Source organism: Lewinella cohaerens DSM 23179, from assembly GCF_000379805.1.
Lineage (GTDB): Bacteria > Bacteroidota > Bacteroidia > Chitinophagales > Saprospiraceae > Lewinella > Lewinella cohaerens.
Genome location: NZ_KB903554.1, coordinates 285,770 through 304,313, shown reverse-complemented (window position 1 = coordinate 304,313; position 18,544 = coordinate 285,770). Strand labels below are relative to the sequence as shown.

At 44.8% G+C, this 18,544-nt stretch carries 13 protein-coding genes and 1 riboswitch; of the genes, 6 read left to right on the top strand and 7 right to left on the bottom strand.

The features are described 5' to 3' along the window. Positions 1-142 precede the first annotated feature (142 nt). Entirely contained in the window at positions 143-1,213 is a 1,071-nt protein-coding gene (locus A3EU_RS0119175; protein ID WP_020537817.1) for a 3-oxoacyl-ACP synthase III family protein, read from the bottom strand. Between the two features lie 228 nt (positions 1,214-1,441). On the opposite strand from A3EU_RS0119175, the gene A3EU_RS0119170 reads away from it, so the two are divergent. The 3 genes from A3EU_RS0119170 to A3EU_RS0119160 all read left to right on the top strand — a co-directional run bounded on the left by A3EU_RS0119170 (position 1,442) and on the right by A3EU_RS0119160 (position 5,827). After that, a complete protein-coding gene (locus tag A3EU_RS0119170) occupies positions 1,442-2,074 on the top strand; it encodes a response regulator (RefSeq protein ID WP_020537816.1) in 633 nt (210 codons plus the stop codon). Next, on the top strand, positions 2,061-5,201 hold the full coding sequence (locus A3EU_RS0119165; RefSeq protein WP_083937488.1) for a sensor histidine kinase: 3,141 nt from the start codon (positions 2,061-2,063) through the stop codon (positions 5,199-5,201). Before A3EU_RS0119170 ends, A3EU_RS0119165 begins: the two co-directional genes overlap by 14 nt. A 2-nt stretch (positions 5,202-5,203) precedes the next feature. Next, positions 5,204-5,827, top strand: coding sequence for a fumarylacetoacetate hydrolase family protein (locus tag A3EU_RS0119160; RefSeq protein ID WP_020537814.1), 624 nt, complete (start codon positions 5,204-5,206; stop codon positions 5,825-5,827). Between the two features lie 8 nt (positions 5,828-5,835). Here the strand turns inward: A3EU_RS0119160 and A3EU_RS0119155 are convergent, their stop codons facing one another. Next, positions 5,836-7,299, bottom strand: a complete 1,464-nt coding sequence (locus tag A3EU_RS0119155; protein WP_020537813.1) for a hypothetical protein — start codon at positions 7,297-7,299, stop codon at positions 5,836-5,838. A gap of 194 nt (positions 7,300-7,493) precedes the next feature. On the opposite strand from A3EU_RS0119155, the gene A3EU_RS0119150 reads away from it, so the two are divergent. The 3 genes from A3EU_RS0119150 (at position 7,494) to A3EU_RS0119140 (ending at position 12,822) form a co-directional block, all read left to right on the top strand. Continuing rightward, entirely contained in the window at positions 7,494-11,456 is a 3,963-nt protein-coding gene (locus A3EU_RS0119150; RefSeq protein WP_020537812.1) for a cohesin domain-containing protein, read from the top strand. A gap of 204 nt (positions 11,457-11,660) precedes the next feature. Next, on the top strand, positions 11,661-12,233 hold the full coding sequence (locus A3EU_RS0119145; RefSeq protein ID WP_026211475.1) for a dockerin type I domain-containing protein: 573 nt from the start codon (positions 11,661-11,663) through the stop codon (positions 12,231-12,233). 22 nt (positions 12,234-12,255) lie between these two features. Beyond that, positions 12,256-12,822, top strand: a complete 567-nt coding sequence (locus tag A3EU_RS0119140) for a hypothetical protein (RefSeq protein WP_026211474.1) — start codon at positions 12,256-12,258, stop codon at positions 12,820-12,822. A 171-nt stretch (positions 12,823-12,993) separates the two neighbouring features. On the opposite strand, the gene A3EU_RS0119135 is transcribed toward A3EU_RS0119140, so the two are convergent. The 5 genes from A3EU_RS0119135 to A3EU_RS0119115 form a co-directional block, all read right to left on the bottom strand. Next, on the bottom strand, positions 12,994-14,499 hold the full coding sequence (locus A3EU_RS0119135) for a M28 family peptidase (RefSeq protein WP_020537811.1): 1,506 nt from the start codon (positions 14,497-14,499) through the stop codon (positions 12,994-12,996). A gap of 19 nt (positions 14,500-14,518) precedes the next feature. Continuing rightward, on the bottom strand, positions 14,519-14,671 hold the full coding sequence (locus tag A3EU_RS34330) for a hypothetical protein (RefSeq protein ID WP_020537810.1): 153 nt from the start codon (positions 14,669-14,671) through the stop codon (positions 14,519-14,521). Positions 14,672-14,692: 21 nt separating this feature from the next. After that, positions 14,693-15,331 (bottom strand): peroxiredoxin, encoded by a 639-nt coding sequence (locus A3EU_RS0119125; protein ID WP_020537809.1) that lies wholly within the window; start codon positions 15,329-15,331, stop codon positions 14,693-14,695. 183 nt (positions 15,332-15,514) lie between these two features. After that, complete coding sequence (gene metX / locus A3EU_RS31085; RefSeq protein WP_020537808.1) at positions 15,515-16,612, bottom strand: homoserine O-acetyltransferase MetX; 1,098 nt, start codon at positions 16,610-16,612, stop codon at positions 15,515-15,517. 127 nt (positions 16,613-16,739) lie between these two features. Next, on the bottom strand, positions 16,740-18,059 hold the full coding sequence (locus A3EU_RS0119115; RefSeq protein WP_245569375.1) for an O-acetylhomoserine aminocarboxypropyltransferase/cysteine synthase family protein: 1,320 nt from the start codon (positions 18,057-18,059) through the stop codon (positions 16,740-16,742). Between the two features lie 222 nt (positions 18,060-18,281). Next, positions 18,282-18,399, bottom strand: a riboswitch (SAM riboswitch). Between the last annotated feature and the right edge of the window lie 145 nt (positions 18,400-18,544).

Sequence of the window (18,544 nt, the reverse complement as noted above, 5' to 3'; positions counted from 1 at the left end):
TGCGGGGTGCGGGGTGCGGGGTGCGGGGTGCGAGAAATAACCAACGTTTACACCCTTATACTTTTCCAACCTTTACACCTTATTAAGGGTGGGAAGTGCGTTAAATATTTCCCACTTCCCACTTCCAAACTCCGACTTTAAATTACCACCTAATCAATGCTGATCCCCATGTGAAACCGCTACCGAAAGCAGCCAGACAAACGAGGTCTCCTCTCTTTACAGCGCCTGCCTGTACAGCTTCTGCCAGCGCGATAGGAATAGAGGCTGCCGTGGTGTTGCCGTATTTCTGGATGTTGTTCCAAACTTGATTGTCTTGCAATTTGAGCGTTCTTTGTACAAATTGAGCAATACGAAGGTTGGCTTGGTGAGGCACCAGCATATCAATGTCATCGGTCTTCAGGCCTACAGCCGTAAGCGCTTCGTGGATAACTTCGGGGAACTTTCGTACTGCTAATTTGAATACAAACTGGCCTTCCATATTTGGGTAGTATTGGCCCGTTTCAAGCATCCGAGGAGTAATGAACATCTCCCCGTATTGATTGGTGTCAGGGTAACCATAGTCGTATTCTTCCCCAGCTTGTTCATGGTGATAGCCGCCGTGAGCTCCGGGGTTAATGAAGGCGAGCTTCTCTGCGTAGGTGCCATCGCTATGGAGCTTGGTCGTTAAAATACCTTGGTTTTTCTCCTCTGTAGGTTGCAGCAGCACAGCGCCAGCACCATCACCGAAAATAACAGTCACATTTCGTCCACGAGTACTGAAGTCCAAGCCCATAGAATGCATTTCAGCACCTACAAGGAGGATGTTTTTGTACATGCCGGTTTTGATGAACTGATCAGCAATAGAAAGCCCGTAAATAAATCCAGAACACTGGTTACGTATGTCTAGCGCGCCGATTTCGGTGTTGGTGATGCCTAGTTCGCGCTGTAGCAAAACCCCACATCCAGGGAAATAATAGTCAGGGCTGAGGGTCGCAAAAATAATGAAGTCTACTTCCTCTTTATCTACACCTGCGTCGGCGAGGGCTTGTACGGCAGCTTTGGCCCCCAGGGTTGTAGTCGTTTCTTTGTGTTTGGTAGCATAACGCCGTTCTTCAATACCGGTACGCTCTCTGATCCATTCATCATTGGTGTCCATGACTTTTGCCAGGTCGTCGTTGGTAATAATATTGTCAGGAACGTGGTAGCCGATACCGGCAATTTTTGCATTTAGCATAATACTTACTAATTTGGTGACGCTAACAGTGAGTTAGCCGGGTCAGGACATACAAACATAGTTGCCAGCGCTCTCATTACCAAAAAACGGTTAAAGTTTTCCGTAATTTGGGGCACAATATCGATTCAGGATAAGAAACGTTTAAATTCAAGTTCTTTTCTTGTGTAGAGGCGAGCTTAGAATGACAGCGATCTTATCTTGATTGATCACCATTGAAACCCTTGAACAATGATTCATTTAGGCATTATCGAAGACGAAGGATTAATGCTGCAAAGCATTCGCGAAACATTTTCGGGTAATCCGGATATTGATATTACCCTCGAAGCACAAACGCTTGAAGACGCGTTGGAGGATTTAACGCCCAATATCAAGTTGACGACCTTATTACTGGACATCAATTTGCCAGGAATGAGCGGCTTGCGAGGGATTCGTTACCTCAAAGAGCGCCGACCAAATTTGGATATTATCATGCTAACGAATAAAGATAGTTCGGATGATATCTTCAAAGCGCTCTGTGCTGGAGCGGTAGCTTATATCTCAAAAAAGAAAGCGAGCCCACCTATTTTACGGGAAGCCGTAACGATGGTATCGAGAGGTGAATCTTACATGTCGCCAGGAATTGCTCGAAAGGTGATTCAGCATTTTGCACCTCCTGATCGTGCTACGGCTAACCCCGTACTTACACCACGACAGCATCAAATTGTAGAATTACTGACAGATGGGTTGAGCTATAAAATGATTGCCGATAAGCTTATTATCTCTGTGGAAACCGTAAGAGATCATATCAAAAAAATATACCGAACCTTGCAGGTGAACAGTAAAGCAGAGGTAATACGGAAGAAACTCGATGGTGATATTTAGAAAATCAAGGATGCATTTTTTGGACACACCGCTGGCCCTTTTGTGTCTTTTACTGTGCCTGAGCAACAGCTGGGTGCTCTCTGCCCAGGGCTTAATTTTTGATGCTTATGCAATCCGCGAGGGGCTTTCGAATCGTTTGGTTAGTGATATTGAAGTCGATGAATTGGGCCTGATATGGCTCGCTACCGGAAATGGCCTTAACCGTTTTGATGGGTACGAATTTGTTACCTTTTCTAATAGCCAGAAGATACCACAGATAAACCGCCTTTCACAGTCAAATATAAAAGACATCGCCCAGTCTCCGGATAATCGATTACTTGTTTTTTTCGAAGACCTTTATTCGTCATTTGATATTTTCGACCCTAAGAGTTTCGAGGTAAAGAAAGTGGAAGTGACACTGCAAATTGAAGGACAGGCCAGGAACTTTTTTGTTGACGGAGCAGGCAATGTTTTTGTCGTTTCTAAATCAGATAATTTTACAGCAGTATCGGTCTATGACTATGATTTACAGTCGTTCACAGAGGTTTGTCGATTATTTGAACATTGGGATCGACAATATCCGCTTATAGACCTTCTCGTGGATAGCCGTGGAAAGGTTGTCTTATATGATGAAGAACATGGTTTACGGACTTGGCGACCAGATACCAAGGAAGTAAAGTACAATGATCAAACAATAGCTGGCCAATCATTAAATGCAAAAGATTTAACGATTCTCTATGAGGATCAGAACCAAAAAATCTGGCTGGCTTTCAGAAATATTCCAGGTTTGTTTAATCTCAAGGGAGAAACGGATAGCCTGCAACTTTACAGTGGTATTTCCGCAGAACATGACTATGGTGATATATGGGAGGATAATAGTGGTAATTTGATCTTTTCGCAAGCCGACATCAATGGTAATTTCCCTTTTAGCACGCAACTTTTTTGTCTGAGTAAAGAGGGTGTGGTTTTTGATTTTAGCCATTTACTTGAAGTGGGTAATTATATACTGAGTCTTCATAGCAAGGACTTTTTTCGGACTATTTTTATTGGTACAGATACGGGGTTAAAAGTGGTGCAGAATACCACCACACGATTACAGCGTTACATAAGTCAGCGTATTGGGGAGGATCAACGGGGGTACTCCATGCGAGGAATCTGTACTGATCAGGATGGCAATATTTACTTTTCCAGGGAGGTGCTAGCTTGGTATAAGNTAGATACTTCTACTGACCTGATTGACACTATACGTTTACATGACAAGTACGGTAATTTCCTTGATTACAATAATTGTCAGGGTATTTGGTATGATACAACAGGTTACTTGTGGGGCGTTACTGGTGATGGGACGGACCGCCGGATTGGATACCTGCATCAGTATGATTTGGAGAACTGTAATAACCACATTTTTGAATATCCTGATGCTTTTACCGCCTATGCACAGCTAGATAACGACAACTTTATTCTTGGTGCGCGATCAAGTGAAAACCGAGGGGCTTTAGTTTTCTTTAATAAGGAAGAGCAGGTCTTTAAACGCTTTGTTGATAGTCAGGGGAAGAATCCTTTTTCGGCAACTTACATTAGGTACATATTGATTGATGCAGAGACGATTTGGGTGGGTACCGAGCAAGGCTTGTTTGTAGTAAATAGAAACGATCTCAGTTGGCAGCGGTTTATTCGCGGAAGTGATACCAATGCACCTGATGCACTATCTGTTAAACTGGCAGATAATATTATTTTCTCACTGTTTTTAGACAGGGATAATACACTTTGGGTAGGTACACTCAATGGTCTTTCTTCTTATGATCAAACAACAGGCCATTGGGAGTCGTATACGACAAAAGATGGCTTGGCTTCTAATACGATAGCCTGTATTTTGCCTAGCGGTCCGGGGGCTTTATGGGTAAGCACCTATAACGGATTGTCCTATTTTACACCTGAACGAGATGATTCCCGCAGCTTTTTTCAGATCGATGGCTTAAGCCACAATGAATTTAATCGGTTTTCTGCACTTAAGGCAGAAGATGGACATTATTATTTTGGTGGAGTAAATGGGATTAACGCATTTAAAGAGGATGAGCTGCTGGTGAGTAGAGATATTCCACGGGTGCTGCTGACGAGTTTTTCTCATTATAATAGTAAGCTAGACTCTACTATCGTTGTATCGGCAAATCTTTTGGAGAACCCTTCGCTTGTTATCGAGCCTCATTTTTCTTATTTCAGTTTTGATTTTGCTTTGCCGATTTATACGCCTACGGCCAATAATCAGTTTCGTTACCGTATAGGTGATGATCCAGATCAGGAGTGGATCTACTTGAAAGGTGATCGGAGTTTGAGGTATAATAATATCAAATCAGGGGACTATAAGATTTATGTACAAGGCGCAGACCCTAATGGGAATTGGGGAAATCAATCGCTGGTACTCAATATGTCGGTGAAAGAAGTTTTCTACAAAAGAACTTGGTTTTTAATGGTGTTGGTATTGTTTCTTGCAGCTTTGGTTTATGGTGTTTTACGCTATCGCCTAGAAGAAAAGCTACGCATGGAAAGGTTAAGAACACAGCTGGCCAGCGACCTTCATGATGAAGTTAGCGGCTTATTGGCCGGGATTTCTTTGCAGTCAGAATTGCTGAGGTCGCAAATCAACGAGCCAACACTGGATTTGAAGCTGCAAAATATCCGACAAGCCAGCCAGCGTGCCATGTCAAAAATGAGCGATGTTATTTGGTCGATTGACTCTCGCCGAGATCGACTTAGAGAGTTGATCAACAGGATGGAGGAACACGCAGATGAGGTGCTTTTACCCATTGAAATTCGTTATCACCTGGAGACGCACCAAATGGAGACTGACGGCCCGATTCCTGCTAATATTCGCCAAAATATTTACTTTATCTACAAAGAAGCTATCAATAACGTAGCGAAGCATGCTCAAGCCAAGCATGTTGATATATGGATGGGGAATCGTGGTAATCATTTTGAATTACTCATCAAAGATGATGGAGTAGGAGATGGAGAGAACACGACCAAAAAAGGGAAGAAAGGCCAGGGCTTGGCCAACCTCAGAATGCGAGCTCAACGATTAGGAGCTGAATTGTCCATCTTGAACGGAGATGGGTTTACTATCCATTTACGTATGAAAAAATTCCTGTAAGAATGAAGATAATCTGTATCGGCCGTAATTACGCCGCGCATGCTAAAGAATTGAATAACCCAGTGCCAGCACAGCCTGTGGTATTTATGAAGCCTGCTTCGGCGCTGTTGGTCAACCGCAAACCTTTTTATTTTCCTGAGTTCACAAAGGATTTGCACTACGAGGCAGAAATCGTCTTGAAGATAGGGAAGAATGGGCGCCATGTTCAACCTGAGTTTGCGCTTGATTATATCCAGGAAGTTGGCTTGGGGATAGATTTTACTGCCCGAGACCTGCAATCGGAACTCAAAGCCAAAGGACAACCCTGGGAATTAGCCAAGGGGTTTGATGGCTCTGCCGTCATTGGTGACTTTGTAAGCCTAGATACTTTGCCGGGCCTGTCAAATATTGAGTTCTATTTGGAGAAAAATGGCGAACGCGTGCAGCATGGTTTCTCGAAAGACATGCTCTTTTCTTTTCAGGATATTATCTGCTTCGTTTCACAGTACTTTAAGTTACAAATGGGGGATTACATCTACACGGGCACACCCGCTGGCGTTGGCCCAGTAGTAGTAGGTGATGAACTGCGCGGCTTTTTGATGACAAAAGATGGTGCGAAGAAAGTACTAGCTTGTGATATTAGATAGGGTTTCACTTACTCCTTTTTCTCGAACAGTTTCTCTTGCTCCTGGCTTAACCAATCTTTGTAATTGGCAGTATATGCCTTATTGCTGAGTCGGTCTTGTAATTTCTGAATACGGTGTTGTTGTTTTTCCAAGTTCCAGTATCTAGCTTCATAGCGCAAATCAAATAACTGCTTGATGAGCTTGAGGAAATTGAGGTAAGCATTCTTTTTCAGGCTGCTCAATTGGCGATTGCGGCTTACAAATTGGCGAGTGGCGAAAAGCAGAGCCTGAAAGGAGGATGTCTCTTCCTTTTGGTAATATATTTTCAGCTGAATGGATTTCGCACCCAAGTGATAAAAAGCATCAGTAAATTCTACCTGGTGGAGGCCCTGTAGCGCTATGTCGTAATTAGCTTGTTCATAACGCAGTGCCGCCAAGTTGTAATGGTAGGCATTGTACTGATCTTGGGCGGGGAGGTAGGCACGATAAGTTTCCAGAAAATTCTCTGTCCATTCCCAAGCTTTTAGACGGCTGCCAGAGGTGATAATGTTGGTATAAGTCCATTGAGAAATCCGCTGATCCTGCAACAGTAATTGTTCTTCCAAAAGACTACGATAAATGGCCAGTACCTTTTGGTAATAATGGGTTTCCCCCAAATTGATGCGTTGGACGCAGTAGTTGAGTAGGAAATTGTAGACCGTCCGTTTTTCTGCGGGAGGGAGCGCGTCCGGATATTTTTCCAACTGCTCTTCTAAGAAAGGAAAGGAAGCATCATCATTCTCAGATTGTAACAATCGGGCAAGTGCCATATAGATATTAATGGCCGATTGGAACTGTAATGATTGATCGCTGGTCTCGACTTTGCTGAAAATTTCCTTCAGGTAGGGGAGGTCATACTGCCCCTGAACAATATGTTGGCGACTAAGCATATTGCAATAGTTGACCAATTGTTCAAGCGTATAGTACTGATCCAGTAGTTGGCTCTTTCTTTGTAGCGCCGTTGTGTGTTTTCGTTTAGAGGCCAGCAGCTCTATGGTATCCTCGAAACTGGCAATCTGATAGCGAATATTCAGTGCTGTAGCTCCTTGTTCGGGGTGGTCTTCCCATTTACCTTTCCATTTTTTTAGAATGCGTTGTGCAACAAGCGGAAGACCAAGGTCGAGTAAAGCTTGTATCTGAAGAGGAAACGAAGTGTCTTCCTTTCTTTGGAGTTCATCGTGGGCTAAGAAGGCATAAGTCGCCTGTAGTAAATCCGACAGGTAATTGTTCATAGTGCTTGCCCGATAGGCACTATCAGGATGTAGTTGCTGCCAAGTGGCTTGTTTGTCTAGTATGGTACTACCACGTTGGTTGATATGTGATTGAAGCACTTGACTGAGCTTTTGTAAGTTTACATTCGTCAAATGATAAGACGATTGACAATAGTCAGACCAAGATTTTATTTGTACAGGTGAGAATTGTTGAAGTACTTGTATGAGAAGTATATTCTTCATCTATTTTTATTTAAAATAAAAAATTGATAATTAGCTGTTTATGATGCTTTAGGGCTTTTTTAAATTCTATAATCAAAGATAAATGTAGCATTTTTTAATACTAGTTGAGACTACATTTGTATCATCGACTTGAGAATAGCTCGATTTCACTGTTTTTTTATTTCAAATACAAGTAATCCCATAAAATATTAAAGATGTTAAGACCTCTATTGCTATTTGCCTACTCTCTTTGTTTTCTGGCACTAAGTGCCCAGGAAGACAATTGTAGTTTTGGACTAGTCCTCTCATCCGTTGAGGCCGAAACGGGAGATACCGTCACTATTGATGTAACGGTGCGCCAATTCGAAGAAATAATCGCGCTACAGTATCAACAAAACTGGAACCCTCAGGAACTGAGTTTTGTAGAGATTCTTTACAATCCTGCGCTTCCTTTTACGCCTGCAAATTTCAACCTGGCTCCAGCTCAGTTGAACCAGGGAAAACTCAATTTTTTATTTGTCGAGACAAACCTTGATGGCTTAACGCTTCAGGATAATGATGTACTCTACAGCCTGCGGATGCGGGTAGATGCCACCTCTGCTACGGCTTTAAGCATTAGTAGCCCGGATGATTTCCTTGTAGAGATTATCAAAGAGGGAAGTGTCTTGGTAGATAATTACTATTTTCTCCATGCGGTAGTTGACCCTACGGTGGCTTCGACCACTAGTTTTCCTGGCCTTACCAGTGCTTGCTTATACGGGCAAGCTTGTAATAACCCTGATCTGGGGAGTGTAAATATTGCGCCATCAGGAACGGCACCATTTTCTATCCAATGGACCAGCCCGGAAGGGTTTAATGCAAATACCGCCGAAATTACGGGGCTAAACAGTGGTGTTTACCAATTGGCTCTAACAGATGGCAGTGGAAATACCGTCAATGGCGACTTTTACGTGTCTTCCAATGCTGGACTTGACCTCACACTGGCCGTAGATGCGGACGAATGTGGAGGTATGCCCGACGGCGCAGTAACGAGCAGCCTTAGTGGTGGTTCTGGTACGTATAGTTACTTATGGAGTAATGGAAGTACAGCGGCCAACTTGTCTGACCTTCTTGCTGGTACTTATAGTTTAACAGTGACAGACCTCACCTTGGGTTGTAGTGTCAGTGGAACTGCAACAGTGCAAGGATTGAGCAATATTCAAGGCTACTTCACCATCGTGACCCCATCTTGTGATAATAGCAATGATGGTGTACTGACGATTAATGTTGATATGGGTAGTGGCACAGGGCCATTTACCTACCTTTGGTCGAATGGTGTAACTACAGCAACGGCAAGCAATCTAAACCCCGGTTTTTATACGGTTACCGTTACAGATGGAGCAGGATGTTCTGCTATTTTTACCAACTTTCTACTGGCAACGCCCTTTACGGTAGACGCGACGGTGACAGGAAACAACTGCGGAGAATCAATCGGTAGTATTGAAGTATTGCTATCGGAAGATGACTATAGTTTTCTATGGTCAAACGGAGCTATCACCAATAGTATCAATGATCTTGACGACGGTGTCTATTCCGTAACCATCACGAATAACGCTTCTGGTTGTACGGCGACCGAAAGCTACACCATTACCAGCGAGGAGATGCTCCTTGCTTATAACATCGAATGTGGTTCAGTGGATGGTACTTACTTCGCCGATATCACTGCTGTAATTTGGAACAATGCTGATGGCCCTTATACCTTTGATTGGAGCACTGGTGAAACTCAGGTGAGCGACCAGTTTTCTGCGATTACTGTTCCGGATAATGGTAGCTATAGTGTCACCGTCACGAGCGCTTCTGGCTGTACTTCTACAATAGACGGAATAGTTGTGGATTGTAGCGATGATAATCCTGCGTTTTTTCTCACACCGGCGACCAGTAGCTTGTTTGTTGGGCAGAATATTTGCCTTTCTGTCCGTGCCGATCAGTTTACGGCCATCAACGGCACGCAATTTACGCTGAGCTGGGACGAAAATTTACTGACTTACACAGGTGTTGATAATTTATTACTAAACGGGCTTACGACGAGTAATTTCGGTACCGGTCTGGTAGAGGATGGCTTGCTAACAGTTTCCTGGTTGTCTTCTGACTTGATTAATGGCGAGAGCCTTCCGGATAATAGTGTACTCTTTGATCTTTGTCTACAGGTAAGCAGTACAGCTAGTGCTACAACGAACGTTGTTTTCACCAATTCACCTACACCACTGGAGGTAATCACTACCAGTAACGATGTTATTTCTGCTACGACGACGGGCGCACAATTGCAGCTCAATGATCCTACTACCATGGGTGACCTTAGCTTCCTGGTTGGTGATGCCAATGTGAGCATCGGCGATCAATTTTGTGTTCCATTGAAGGCGAATCATTTTACAAACTTAATTGGCCATCAACTTACCCTGACGTGGGATGAGGAGGCCCTGCAATTTACGGGTGTACAATCGCTGAATCTCCCCAATTTAACGGTATCGAGCTTTGGAAGTTTGGCAGAAGCGCAAGGACAAGGCCGTTTGCGGATGCTCTGGAGCAACACAAATGTCACAGGAATTAGCCTTGGCAACGAGGCTGTGCTTGCAGAGGTTTGCTTTACTGCAATTGGCGAAGCAGGTACTTACCCTATTGATTTTTCTACGGTGGTTTTACCGGTGGAAGCCGTTGATGCTAATTACGAAAACCCGATTATACAGACAGAAGCAGGTACGATTATCATTGATGGAGAAGCACCAGAGCTAGCCAGCCTACGAATTGCCAGTGCTGGTGTAGAGCCGGGAGCTACTGTTTGTGTACCGGTAGAAGCGGTTGAGTTTTCACAAATCGTTGGTATGCAGTTTAGCATCAATTGGGATGCTAATCGCCTGATTTTTGATGAACTAGTGATCTTGGATAATCTACCATGGTTGCAAGAAAGCAACTTCAATGTTATTGCAGAAAATGGCACGCTGAGTTTCTCCTGGATTGGCAATGTAGCCGAATCAGTAAGCTTGCCGGAAGGAACACCACTTTTTGAATTGTGCTTTACGGCCCAAGCTACAGAAGGCCCTGCTGGGGTGATTTTCTCTGGACAGCCTACCGCTATCGAGTTTATTCGTGACAATATGCTGCTGCCTTTTGTTGCTGTCAATGGAGAAATTACCATTAGCGCTGACGGCTTGGTATGGCCGGGTGATACGAACGATGATGGCATAGCCAATAACCTTGACTTACTGCCTATAGGTTTAGGCTTTGGTAGCGAAGGAGCGGTACGTAATAATCCGTCGCTACAGTGGTTGGCCCAATATGCAGAAGGATGGGCAGCGCAAACGCCAGCTTCTGAGGTCAATTACCGGCATGCCGATACCAATGGTGATGGCATCGTAAACGGGCTTGATACCTTAGCATTGTCATTGAACTGGGGCTTGGAAGCGGAAAATTTTGCTCCGGGCACCCCAGAAGACTTCTTTACAGGCGCACCTTTCTTTGTAGAGGCTGATACCGTACAAGCAGGTGCCACAGCAAGGTTACCCATCATTTTGGGTGTTCCTGACGAACAGGTGAATGATGCTTACGGTATAGCGTTTTCTATTCGGTATCCTGCGGAAATGATTACGCCTGGTTCCTTGCAAATCAATGCTGATGGCTGGCTAGGAATAGAAAATGACAACCTACTACTGATGTATCACGATTACCCTGCACAGGGTAGGGTAGAAGTGGCGATGGTTCGCACAGATGGCCAAGAGATGAGCGGTGAAGGCACGATTGGCGAGTTGATCATCATCATGGAAGATGTCATCCTCCGTGGCTTGGTCGACGTGATGGTTCCTATCGTTATAGAAGACGTAACCTTGATCAATTTCAGTGAGCAACAATTACCTACGGCTCCGAAGCAAACGGTCACTTTGGTAGAAGGTGTTACGAATACAGATACACCTGCCTGGGCAAATGACATAAGTGTACTGCCTAACCCAACAACCGGCCCCTTGAAAATTGAAAGCGGAGAAGTAATTGTTGAAAGTATCCGCCTGACCGATGTTAATGGCAAGCTCTTGCTTTCGCAGAAAATAGATAACAACGAATTGGATTTGAGTAGCTACCCAGCCGGAGTATACTACCTCCAATTGCAAACCCCGGAAGGGAGCCTTTACGAAAAGGTCGTTAAGTTCTAATTCCAGATTACGTTTAGAGACAGCACAAAAATAAATTGGATATTCGTTTTTCAAATAGCTAACTAAACATTTTATTTCCCTCAAGGGATGCCGATGGCACATGTGTGTTAGCTGTTTGGAAAACCTCAGAGAAGATCCAATTTGTTTTTTGCGCAATACTTGTTGCTCTCTGAAACTTACTTTAATTCCACAAAAAATAAATTCATGTTACGATATATCTTGTTTGTAGTTCCTCTGTTGCTTGCGGTTGTGAGTTTTGCTCAACCCTTCACCGTAGCTGGTGTCATTGAAGCCTCTAACGGGGAAGAGATTGGTAGTCTTACCATTGATTTGCTGGCCGCTGATGGAAGTGTAATCAGCTCTCAGTTGGTGGATTGTGATGGTCAGTATGCTTTTTCTGGTTTGGACAGCGGTGTCGATTACTCGCTCCGCCTGGACAAAGAAGATGGTGCAGCCTTAAATGGCGTCTCTACATTCGACTTGGTGTTGATCTCTAAGCATATGTTGGATGTGCAACCTTTTGGCAACCCCTACAGTATTGCTGCTGCGGACGTGGACGAATCTGGAGATATTTCTATCACAGATCTTATGATCATCCAGTCTGTAGTCTATGCTCAGAGCACTGATTTTCCTGGCCAGAACTGGTTTTTCTTCAGCGAAGGCAATACACTGCCTGCTACCGAATTCCCTTTTACCCTCACTGCTGACCTATTGGATTTCAACTTTATTGGTGTCAAGAAGGGGGATGTCAATAACTCTGCAAATAACTGTGAATAATCATCCAAAAACTTCTAATCTAATGACTAACTATAAATATCTTTTGCTTGCTGTTTTTCTTCCAATCGCAGGCTTTGCACAAAATACTATTAGCGGCGATATCGTATTACCAAACGCCTTGCCGATATGTAATGTGCTGGTAGAATTAATCGACCAGAATGACCAGGTTCTCCGGCAGGATTTTAGTGAAGAAGATGGCACCTTTGAGCTGACGAATATTCCTGACGGAACGGATTATACCTTACGATTCTTTAAAGAAGGCCCCTATCTCAACGGTACTTCCACTTTCGACTTGGTATTGATTGCCAGAATGGTTTTGGGGATCGATCCGCCAACGACTTACGCGCTATGGGCGGGAGATGTTAATGGTTCTGGTACCCTCACAACGTTGGATATGGTACTGATTCGTAAACTGATCCTCCAAATTGATACCACTTTCCCTTCGAGTCCGTGGGGTTTTGATGAGGCAGATGCGCCAGGGTGTGATAACCTTATTGAAATACCTAGCCTCACAGAATCACTAAGTGTTTCAGTAGTAGGCGTCAAGCGTGGCGATATAAACAATAGCACTTCGATGATTTGCCAATAAGCGAAATTTTAACACAAACGCGCTGTCCAGGGAATGCCCTGGGCAGCGCGTTTGTGTTTTAACCTGCAATTATTGTTATTGCGTTGGCCGGCAGGCCGTAGCTCACAGGGGCCCGGTTCATCGGTAGAGGAGGAGGGATGGCAGCAGCTCCGCTCCGTAGGGTCGGGCAGCTTATTTCTTGTACAGCTCCTTCCCCGCTTCTTCGTACTTGTCACCTTCTGCCCAAACGGGTAGTTTAGAGCTGTTGGCGATCACCCGGCAGCTATGGGCAAATGCTTGGCAATAAACTTTTAGATAAGCGTAGTCGATGCTTGATGCCTCGTCACTCACCTGGTGGTAGTGCTCTAGGATAGATGCATCAAATTCTGAAAACCCAGGGCTGAATGTCAACGCAGGAATTCCCTTACGGGCAAAAGATACATTGTCAGAACGATCGAATAAGCCTTGCTCTGGTGCGGGGTCTCCAATGATTCTTAAGTCGAAAGGCGCTACTCCGGCTTCGAGCATCTCATTGGTTCCTGTACGATTCCAACCAAAGATAGATACTGCTCCGGTGTCACTGTATCCAGCGCCATCGGTGTTGAAGTTGAAGATTACTTGATCCAACGGAATGAGCGGATGATCAGCGTAATAGGCACTACCCAGTAGGCCGATTTCTTCACCAGTTACAGCAAGAACAATGATGGAACGCTTGGGCCGCATTTCTGCCAATGCTCGGGCAGTGTTGAGCAAAGCGATTGTGCCAAAAGCATTGTCGCGAGCACCATTAAAGATGCTATCCGTTTCGGTGTATTGCCCACCTTGCTTACCTACACCAACGTGGTCGTAGTGCGCAGTGATCAAAAGATACTCGTCCTTCAGTTCAGGGTCAGTACCTTCCAAAACACCAATGACATTTTGTGACTGAACTTTATTACGAATAAATCCAGTTGAGCTTAGCTGAACCTTCAGTTTTTTGGCCGTTTGAATATCCGTGAAGGAAAGCGCATCAACCTTGTTTAACCAAGCGTAAGTGATGGTGCTCTCTTCTTCCTCTTCTTCCATTACTTGCAGCGATTCTCCGCCGAAGTAACCCGCAAACATTTCCCAAGGAAAAGGCAGTTGGTACAGTTCTACCAATGCTATTGCGCCACGTTCTTCCGCTAGTTTACGCTTTGCACTCATAGCTCCTACAATACTGCTAGGATCTTTTGCTCCTGGAGGGCCAGGCAAAACAAAAACAACTTTTCCTTCCACATCCAAATCAGCATAGTCATCGTGGCTCGTTTCGGCATCTACCCAGCCGTGGCCTGCAAAAATACCTTTGGCTTTAGCCGTTACAGCTGGCCCTGAAAGAATGATGAAATCACTTCCAGCCTGTAGGCTAGTCCCATTTACTGTCATAGAAGAAGAGACAGGAGGTTGGGTTGCCGCAAAAGGAATGCGCTGAAAATGGTCGCTCATGCCCGCAGGAGGAGCGTAGCCATAGGCGCGTAAGTGGGCCGCAATGTATTCTGCTGCCATGTCGTTTCCACGGCTAGCGGTGCGACGGCCTTCGAGTGCATCACTCGCAAGAAATTCCATTTGAGTCCGGATATCGTATTCATTGAATGAAAACTCCGGTGCTTTATCGCTCTGTTGAGCCGTACTATAATTGACCAACCCTAGGGTCAAAAGTAGAAATAGGTAATACCGCATAAAATCGTATTGATATTAATTAGAGGTCAGGCTTGAAAATAATTAGTTGGTTTGCCTGCTGTTTTTCGGGCTCGAAGATAGGTATAAGTGTTAAAAAAAGAAGCCCCCGCTGTTCTATAGCGAGGGCTTGAAGTATTGCTTTTGCGGTAAAATGACCGTTTAATGCTGCCATCGGCGGTCAGATTAGCGTTAATTAGTCAATATTAGGTTGTGGCGTAGTCCGTAGGTAAGGCTTGATCTTGGTATGTCCTTTGGGGAATTTCGCAGGAATATCAGCATCTGCAATGCTAGGTGAGATCACCACATCTTGTCCGTGTTCCCAATCAACAGGGGTAGCTACACTGTAGTTATCCGTTAACTGTAAGGAATCAATAACTCGTAAGATCTCATGGAAATTACGGCCAGTACTAGGAGGGTAGGTCAGGGTTAGACGAACCTTCTTGTTGGGGTCAATCACAAATACAGAACGCACAGTCACCTTGGTCGTCGCATTTGGGTGGATCATATCGTAGAGTTCTGCAACTTTACGGTCATGATCTGCGATGACGGGGAAGTTCATCTTCACTTCCTGTGTTTCTTCAATATCCTTGATCCACTCGTGGTGATCAGTAAGAGGATCAACACTGAGCGCGATGGGTTTTACACCTCGTTTTGCAAATTCTTCTTTAAGTGCTGCTGTACGACCCAATTCGGTTGTACAAACAGGCGTGAAATCTGCTGGGTGAGAATAAAAAACAACCCAGTTGTCACCAGCCCAATCGTAGAAATCAATTTCTCCCTGGGTGGTTGCTGCTTTGAAGTTGGGAGCACTGTCCCCTAATCGTAAAGACATTTATTATGGTTTTTTTTAAGGAAATTTTATTAAAAATGCTTAGAAACTGGCGCTAGATGAAATCGTTCGGTTGGTAAAGCGTAGGCTGGACTTCAGTCCGGTCACAATCGCAATATCTTCCCGCTCGGACTGAAGTCCAAGCCACGTCTTAAGCATTCAACTTCAAACGATTTCATCTAGCGCCTAGAAACTTTCACTGCCAGGAAGAACAAGGTTCTGTTTGAAGGCGACGTTTTTTCGCAACCTTGGCGAAGCGGTTCTTCCAATTAATGCACCTTGCATAAAGTCATATAACAAGTTACTGATGGCCTTGGTTTCGGTCAAAAAGCCATCATGACCAAAATCACTGTTAATGACTTCAAAACGCGCTTCTGGAATGTGTTCGGCTAATTCTGATTGTTCAGCGACGGGGAAAAGCAGGTCGCTATCAATGCCAATAACAAGTGTTTTTGCGGTGACACTTCCTAAGGCTTTAGCGACATTGCCGCGCCCACGCCCTACATTATGTGCATCCATGGCTTTACTGAGTACCCAATAAGATTGAGGACTGAACCTGCGCCAGAATTTTTCACCTTGGTATTGCTGGTAACTGCTGGCGCGGAAATTATCTGTTTTATTATCATCTGTTTCTGCCTGGCTATTGTCATAGGTTTGATAATGCCGATAAGAAAGCATCGCAATAGCACGGGCAGTAGCCAAGCCTTTGCGCCCGCCTTCCTTGGTACCGTCGTCAAAGCTGGCATCAGCTTGCATGGCCATTCTTTGCGCTTCATTAAAGGCAATCCCCCAAGGAGAGTGGCGGGCATTGGTCGCTAGTAAGCATAGGTGGCGAAACCGCTGGGGAAACAACACAGCCCATTCTACCAACTGTTGCCCCCCTAAAGAGCCGCCAATTCCCAGCTGTATTTGATTAATCTCCAGATGTATGGCGAGCAATTCATGGGCTTTGGCTAAATCCCTGGTGGTGATTTTAGGGAAATCCAAGCCGTAAGATGTTGTTGTTCCAGGGCGCCAATCATCAGGCCCTGTGCTGCCGTAACAAGAACCCAAAATGTTGGCACAAACGATGAAATGCCGATCAGGGTCAATGGTTTCCCCTTTGCCAACCAGTCCGGGCCACCATTCCAAGGGGTTGCTATTTCCGGTAAGTGCATGGCATACCCATACCACATTGTCCTTTGCAGGATGGAGCGTGCCAAATGTTTGGTACGTTATCGTGATCCGAGGAAGCTGCTCGCCAGATTCCAAGGTGAAAGGTTGATCGAAATGCAAATACTGCATAGAGGAAAGAGTTGAAAATGATCAGAAAACCAAGAATGATAGAAAGACATAAGGTAACCCAAGTTGGAGATCAAAAAAGGGAGCTTCTTTCTCTTTGTCATTGAGTCCCTTATGCCATTCTATGAACTTATACTGTTGCAGGCGTTCCAATTTTGGCAAAAGCCTGCGTGAAATCAGCCTTGATATCATCAATGTGTTCAATACCTACACTTACACGCAACAAGTTGGGCAATACGCCTGCCTGTATCTGAGCTTCTGCCGACAACTGCTGATGAGTAGTCGCCGCTGGCTGAATAATCAGTGTTTTTGCATCCCCGACATTGGCCAGGTGACTTACCAGTTGAAGGCTATCAACCAGCTGAGTAGATTGCTCCTGACTGCCCTTGAGCGTGAAACTCAGAACTCCACCAAAACCATTTTGCAAAAAGTTTTGCGCGTTTTTGTGATTGGGGTGGGAGGGAAGCCCTGGGTAATTGACCTGCTCTACTTGAGGATGCTGTTCTAGCCAGTTTGCCAGGGCTAATGCATTGTCAGTTGTGCGTTGTACACGCAAGCTCAATGTTTCCAATCCTTGCAAAAGCAAAAAGGAGTTGAAAGGACTAAGGGCTGGGCCAAAATCACGAAGCCCTTCTACTCTGGCACGAATCGCAAAAGCGATGTTGCCAAAAGGCCCGCCTACACCAAAGATATCAGAAAAAACCAAGCCGTGGTACCCTTCAGAAGGTTCACTGAACTGTGGAAATTTACCATTGCCCCAGTTGTAGTTACCGCCGTCGACAATGATGCCGCCAATACTGGTGCCATGCCCGCCGATCCATTTAGTTGCTGACTCTACAACCACGTTGGCACCATGCCTTAGAGGTTGGCAAAGGTAGCCTCCTGCACCAAAGGTATTGTCAACGATTACGGGCAAATCGTGCTGTTGCGCAACTTCAATGATACCTGCGAAATCCGGGACGCTGAAGCGGGGGTTACTGATGCTTTCGAAATAGATAGCTTTGGTATTTTCGTCGATCAGGCGTTCGTAATCAGAAGGGTTTTCTCCCTTGGTAAACCGTGCTTCTATACCTAAGCGTTTGAAAGCTACCTTGAATTGATTATACGTACCGCCATAAAGGTTGGCCGAAGAAACGAAGTTGTCGCCTGCCTGGAGGATATTGGTCAGCGCAATAAACTGTGCCGCTTGTCCGGAACCAACAGCCACTGCTGCAACACCGCCTTCTAGTGCAGCTACTCGCTTCTCAAAGACATCGGTGGTAGGGTTCATGATACGGGTGTAGATGTTACCAAACTCCTTGAGTGCAAAGAGATTGGCACCGTGTTCAGAATCCTTAAAGGTGTAGCTGGTAGTTTGGTAAATAGGCACAGCTCTAGAGCGGGTAGTACCTTCTACTTCTTCTTGGCCAGCGTGTAATTGCAAAGTTTCAAATCTAAGATTGGACATCATTTATTGTTTTTGTGGGTAATTAATAGCAATAGCCTGTCCTGCATAGAGAAGACAATAGTAGCAACTACCTTTTGGGGTAAACAACTAAAGCCCTCCTGTATACGCAGGACGGAATTAACAGCAACAACAGCAGCATGCTATCATAGCAGGCTGTTCGACAATGGAACGGAAAGAGAAAATTGGAAGTGGCGCTGAGGCCGAAAAATGATTCATTGTATCCCGATTTTATATTTCCCCTCAGCAATACGCTGAGGCGGCGGGATTGGCACCTTTTGCTTCAGGGGAAGCAAGGTTGCCAGGGTTTCATTGAGCCCGATCTCTCAACCCTTCGGTATAAAATCAGAAATCCGGAGAAATCCGATTAGAATGCAAATGTAAAGGAGTGGAATGTAAAAGTCAACTAATCTAGTAGGAATTAATTCTTTTTTTGCTAGAACCCTGGAAATCCAATAATCAACCTACATTAGAGTTTCAGTGTTTTTGTT

Bases quoted from the DNA above. Each gene is read 5' to 3' on its own strand.
- A3EU_RS0119150 (WP_020537812.1), top strand. From the start codon at position 7,494: ATGTTAAGACCTCTATTGCTATTTGCCTACTCTCTTTGTTTTCTGGCA.
- A3EU_RS0119155 (WP_020537813.1), bottom strand. From the start codon at position 7,299: ATGAAGAATATACTTCTCATACAAGTACTTCAACAATTCTCACCTGTA.
- A3EU_RS0119125 (WP_020537809.1), bottom strand. From the start codon at position 15,331: ATGTCTTTACGATTAGGGGACAGTGCTCCCAACTTCAAAGCAGCAACC.
- A3EU_RS0119170 (WP_020537816.1), top strand. From the start codon at position 1,442: ATGATTCATTTAGGCATTATCGAAGACGAAGGATTAATGCTGCAAAGC.
- A3EU_RS0119175 (WP_020537817.1), bottom strand. From the start codon at position 1,213: ATGCTAAATGCAAAAATTGCCGGTATCGGCTACCACGTTCCTGACAAT.
- metX (WP_020537808.1), bottom strand. From the start codon at position 16,612: ATGCAGTATTTGCATTTCGATCAACCTTTCACCTTGGAATCTGGCGAG.
- A3EU_RS0119145 (WP_026211475.1), top strand. From the start codon at position 11,661: ATGTTACGATATATCTTGTTTGTAGTTCCTCTGTTGCTTGCGGTTGTG.
- A3EU_RS0119140 (WP_026211474.1), top strand. From the start codon at position 12,256: ATGACTAACTATAAATATCTTTTGCTTGCTGTTTTTCTTCCAATCGCA.
- A3EU_RS0119135 (WP_020537811.1), bottom strand. From the start codon at position 14,499: ATGCGGTATTACCTATTTCTACTTTTGACCCTAGGGTTGGTCAATTAT.
- A3EU_RS0119115 (WP_245569375.1), bottom strand. From the start codon at position 18,059: ATGATGTCCAATCTTAGATTTGAAACTTTGCAATTACACGCTGGCCAA.
- A3EU_RS34330 (WP_020537810.1), bottom strand. From the start codon at position 14,671: ATGGCAGCATTAAACGGTCATTTTACCGCAAAAGCAATACTTCAAGCC.
- A3EU_RS0119160 (WP_020537814.1), top strand. From the start codon at position 5,204: ATGAAGATAATCTGTATCGGCCGTAATTACGCCGCGCATGCTAAAGAA.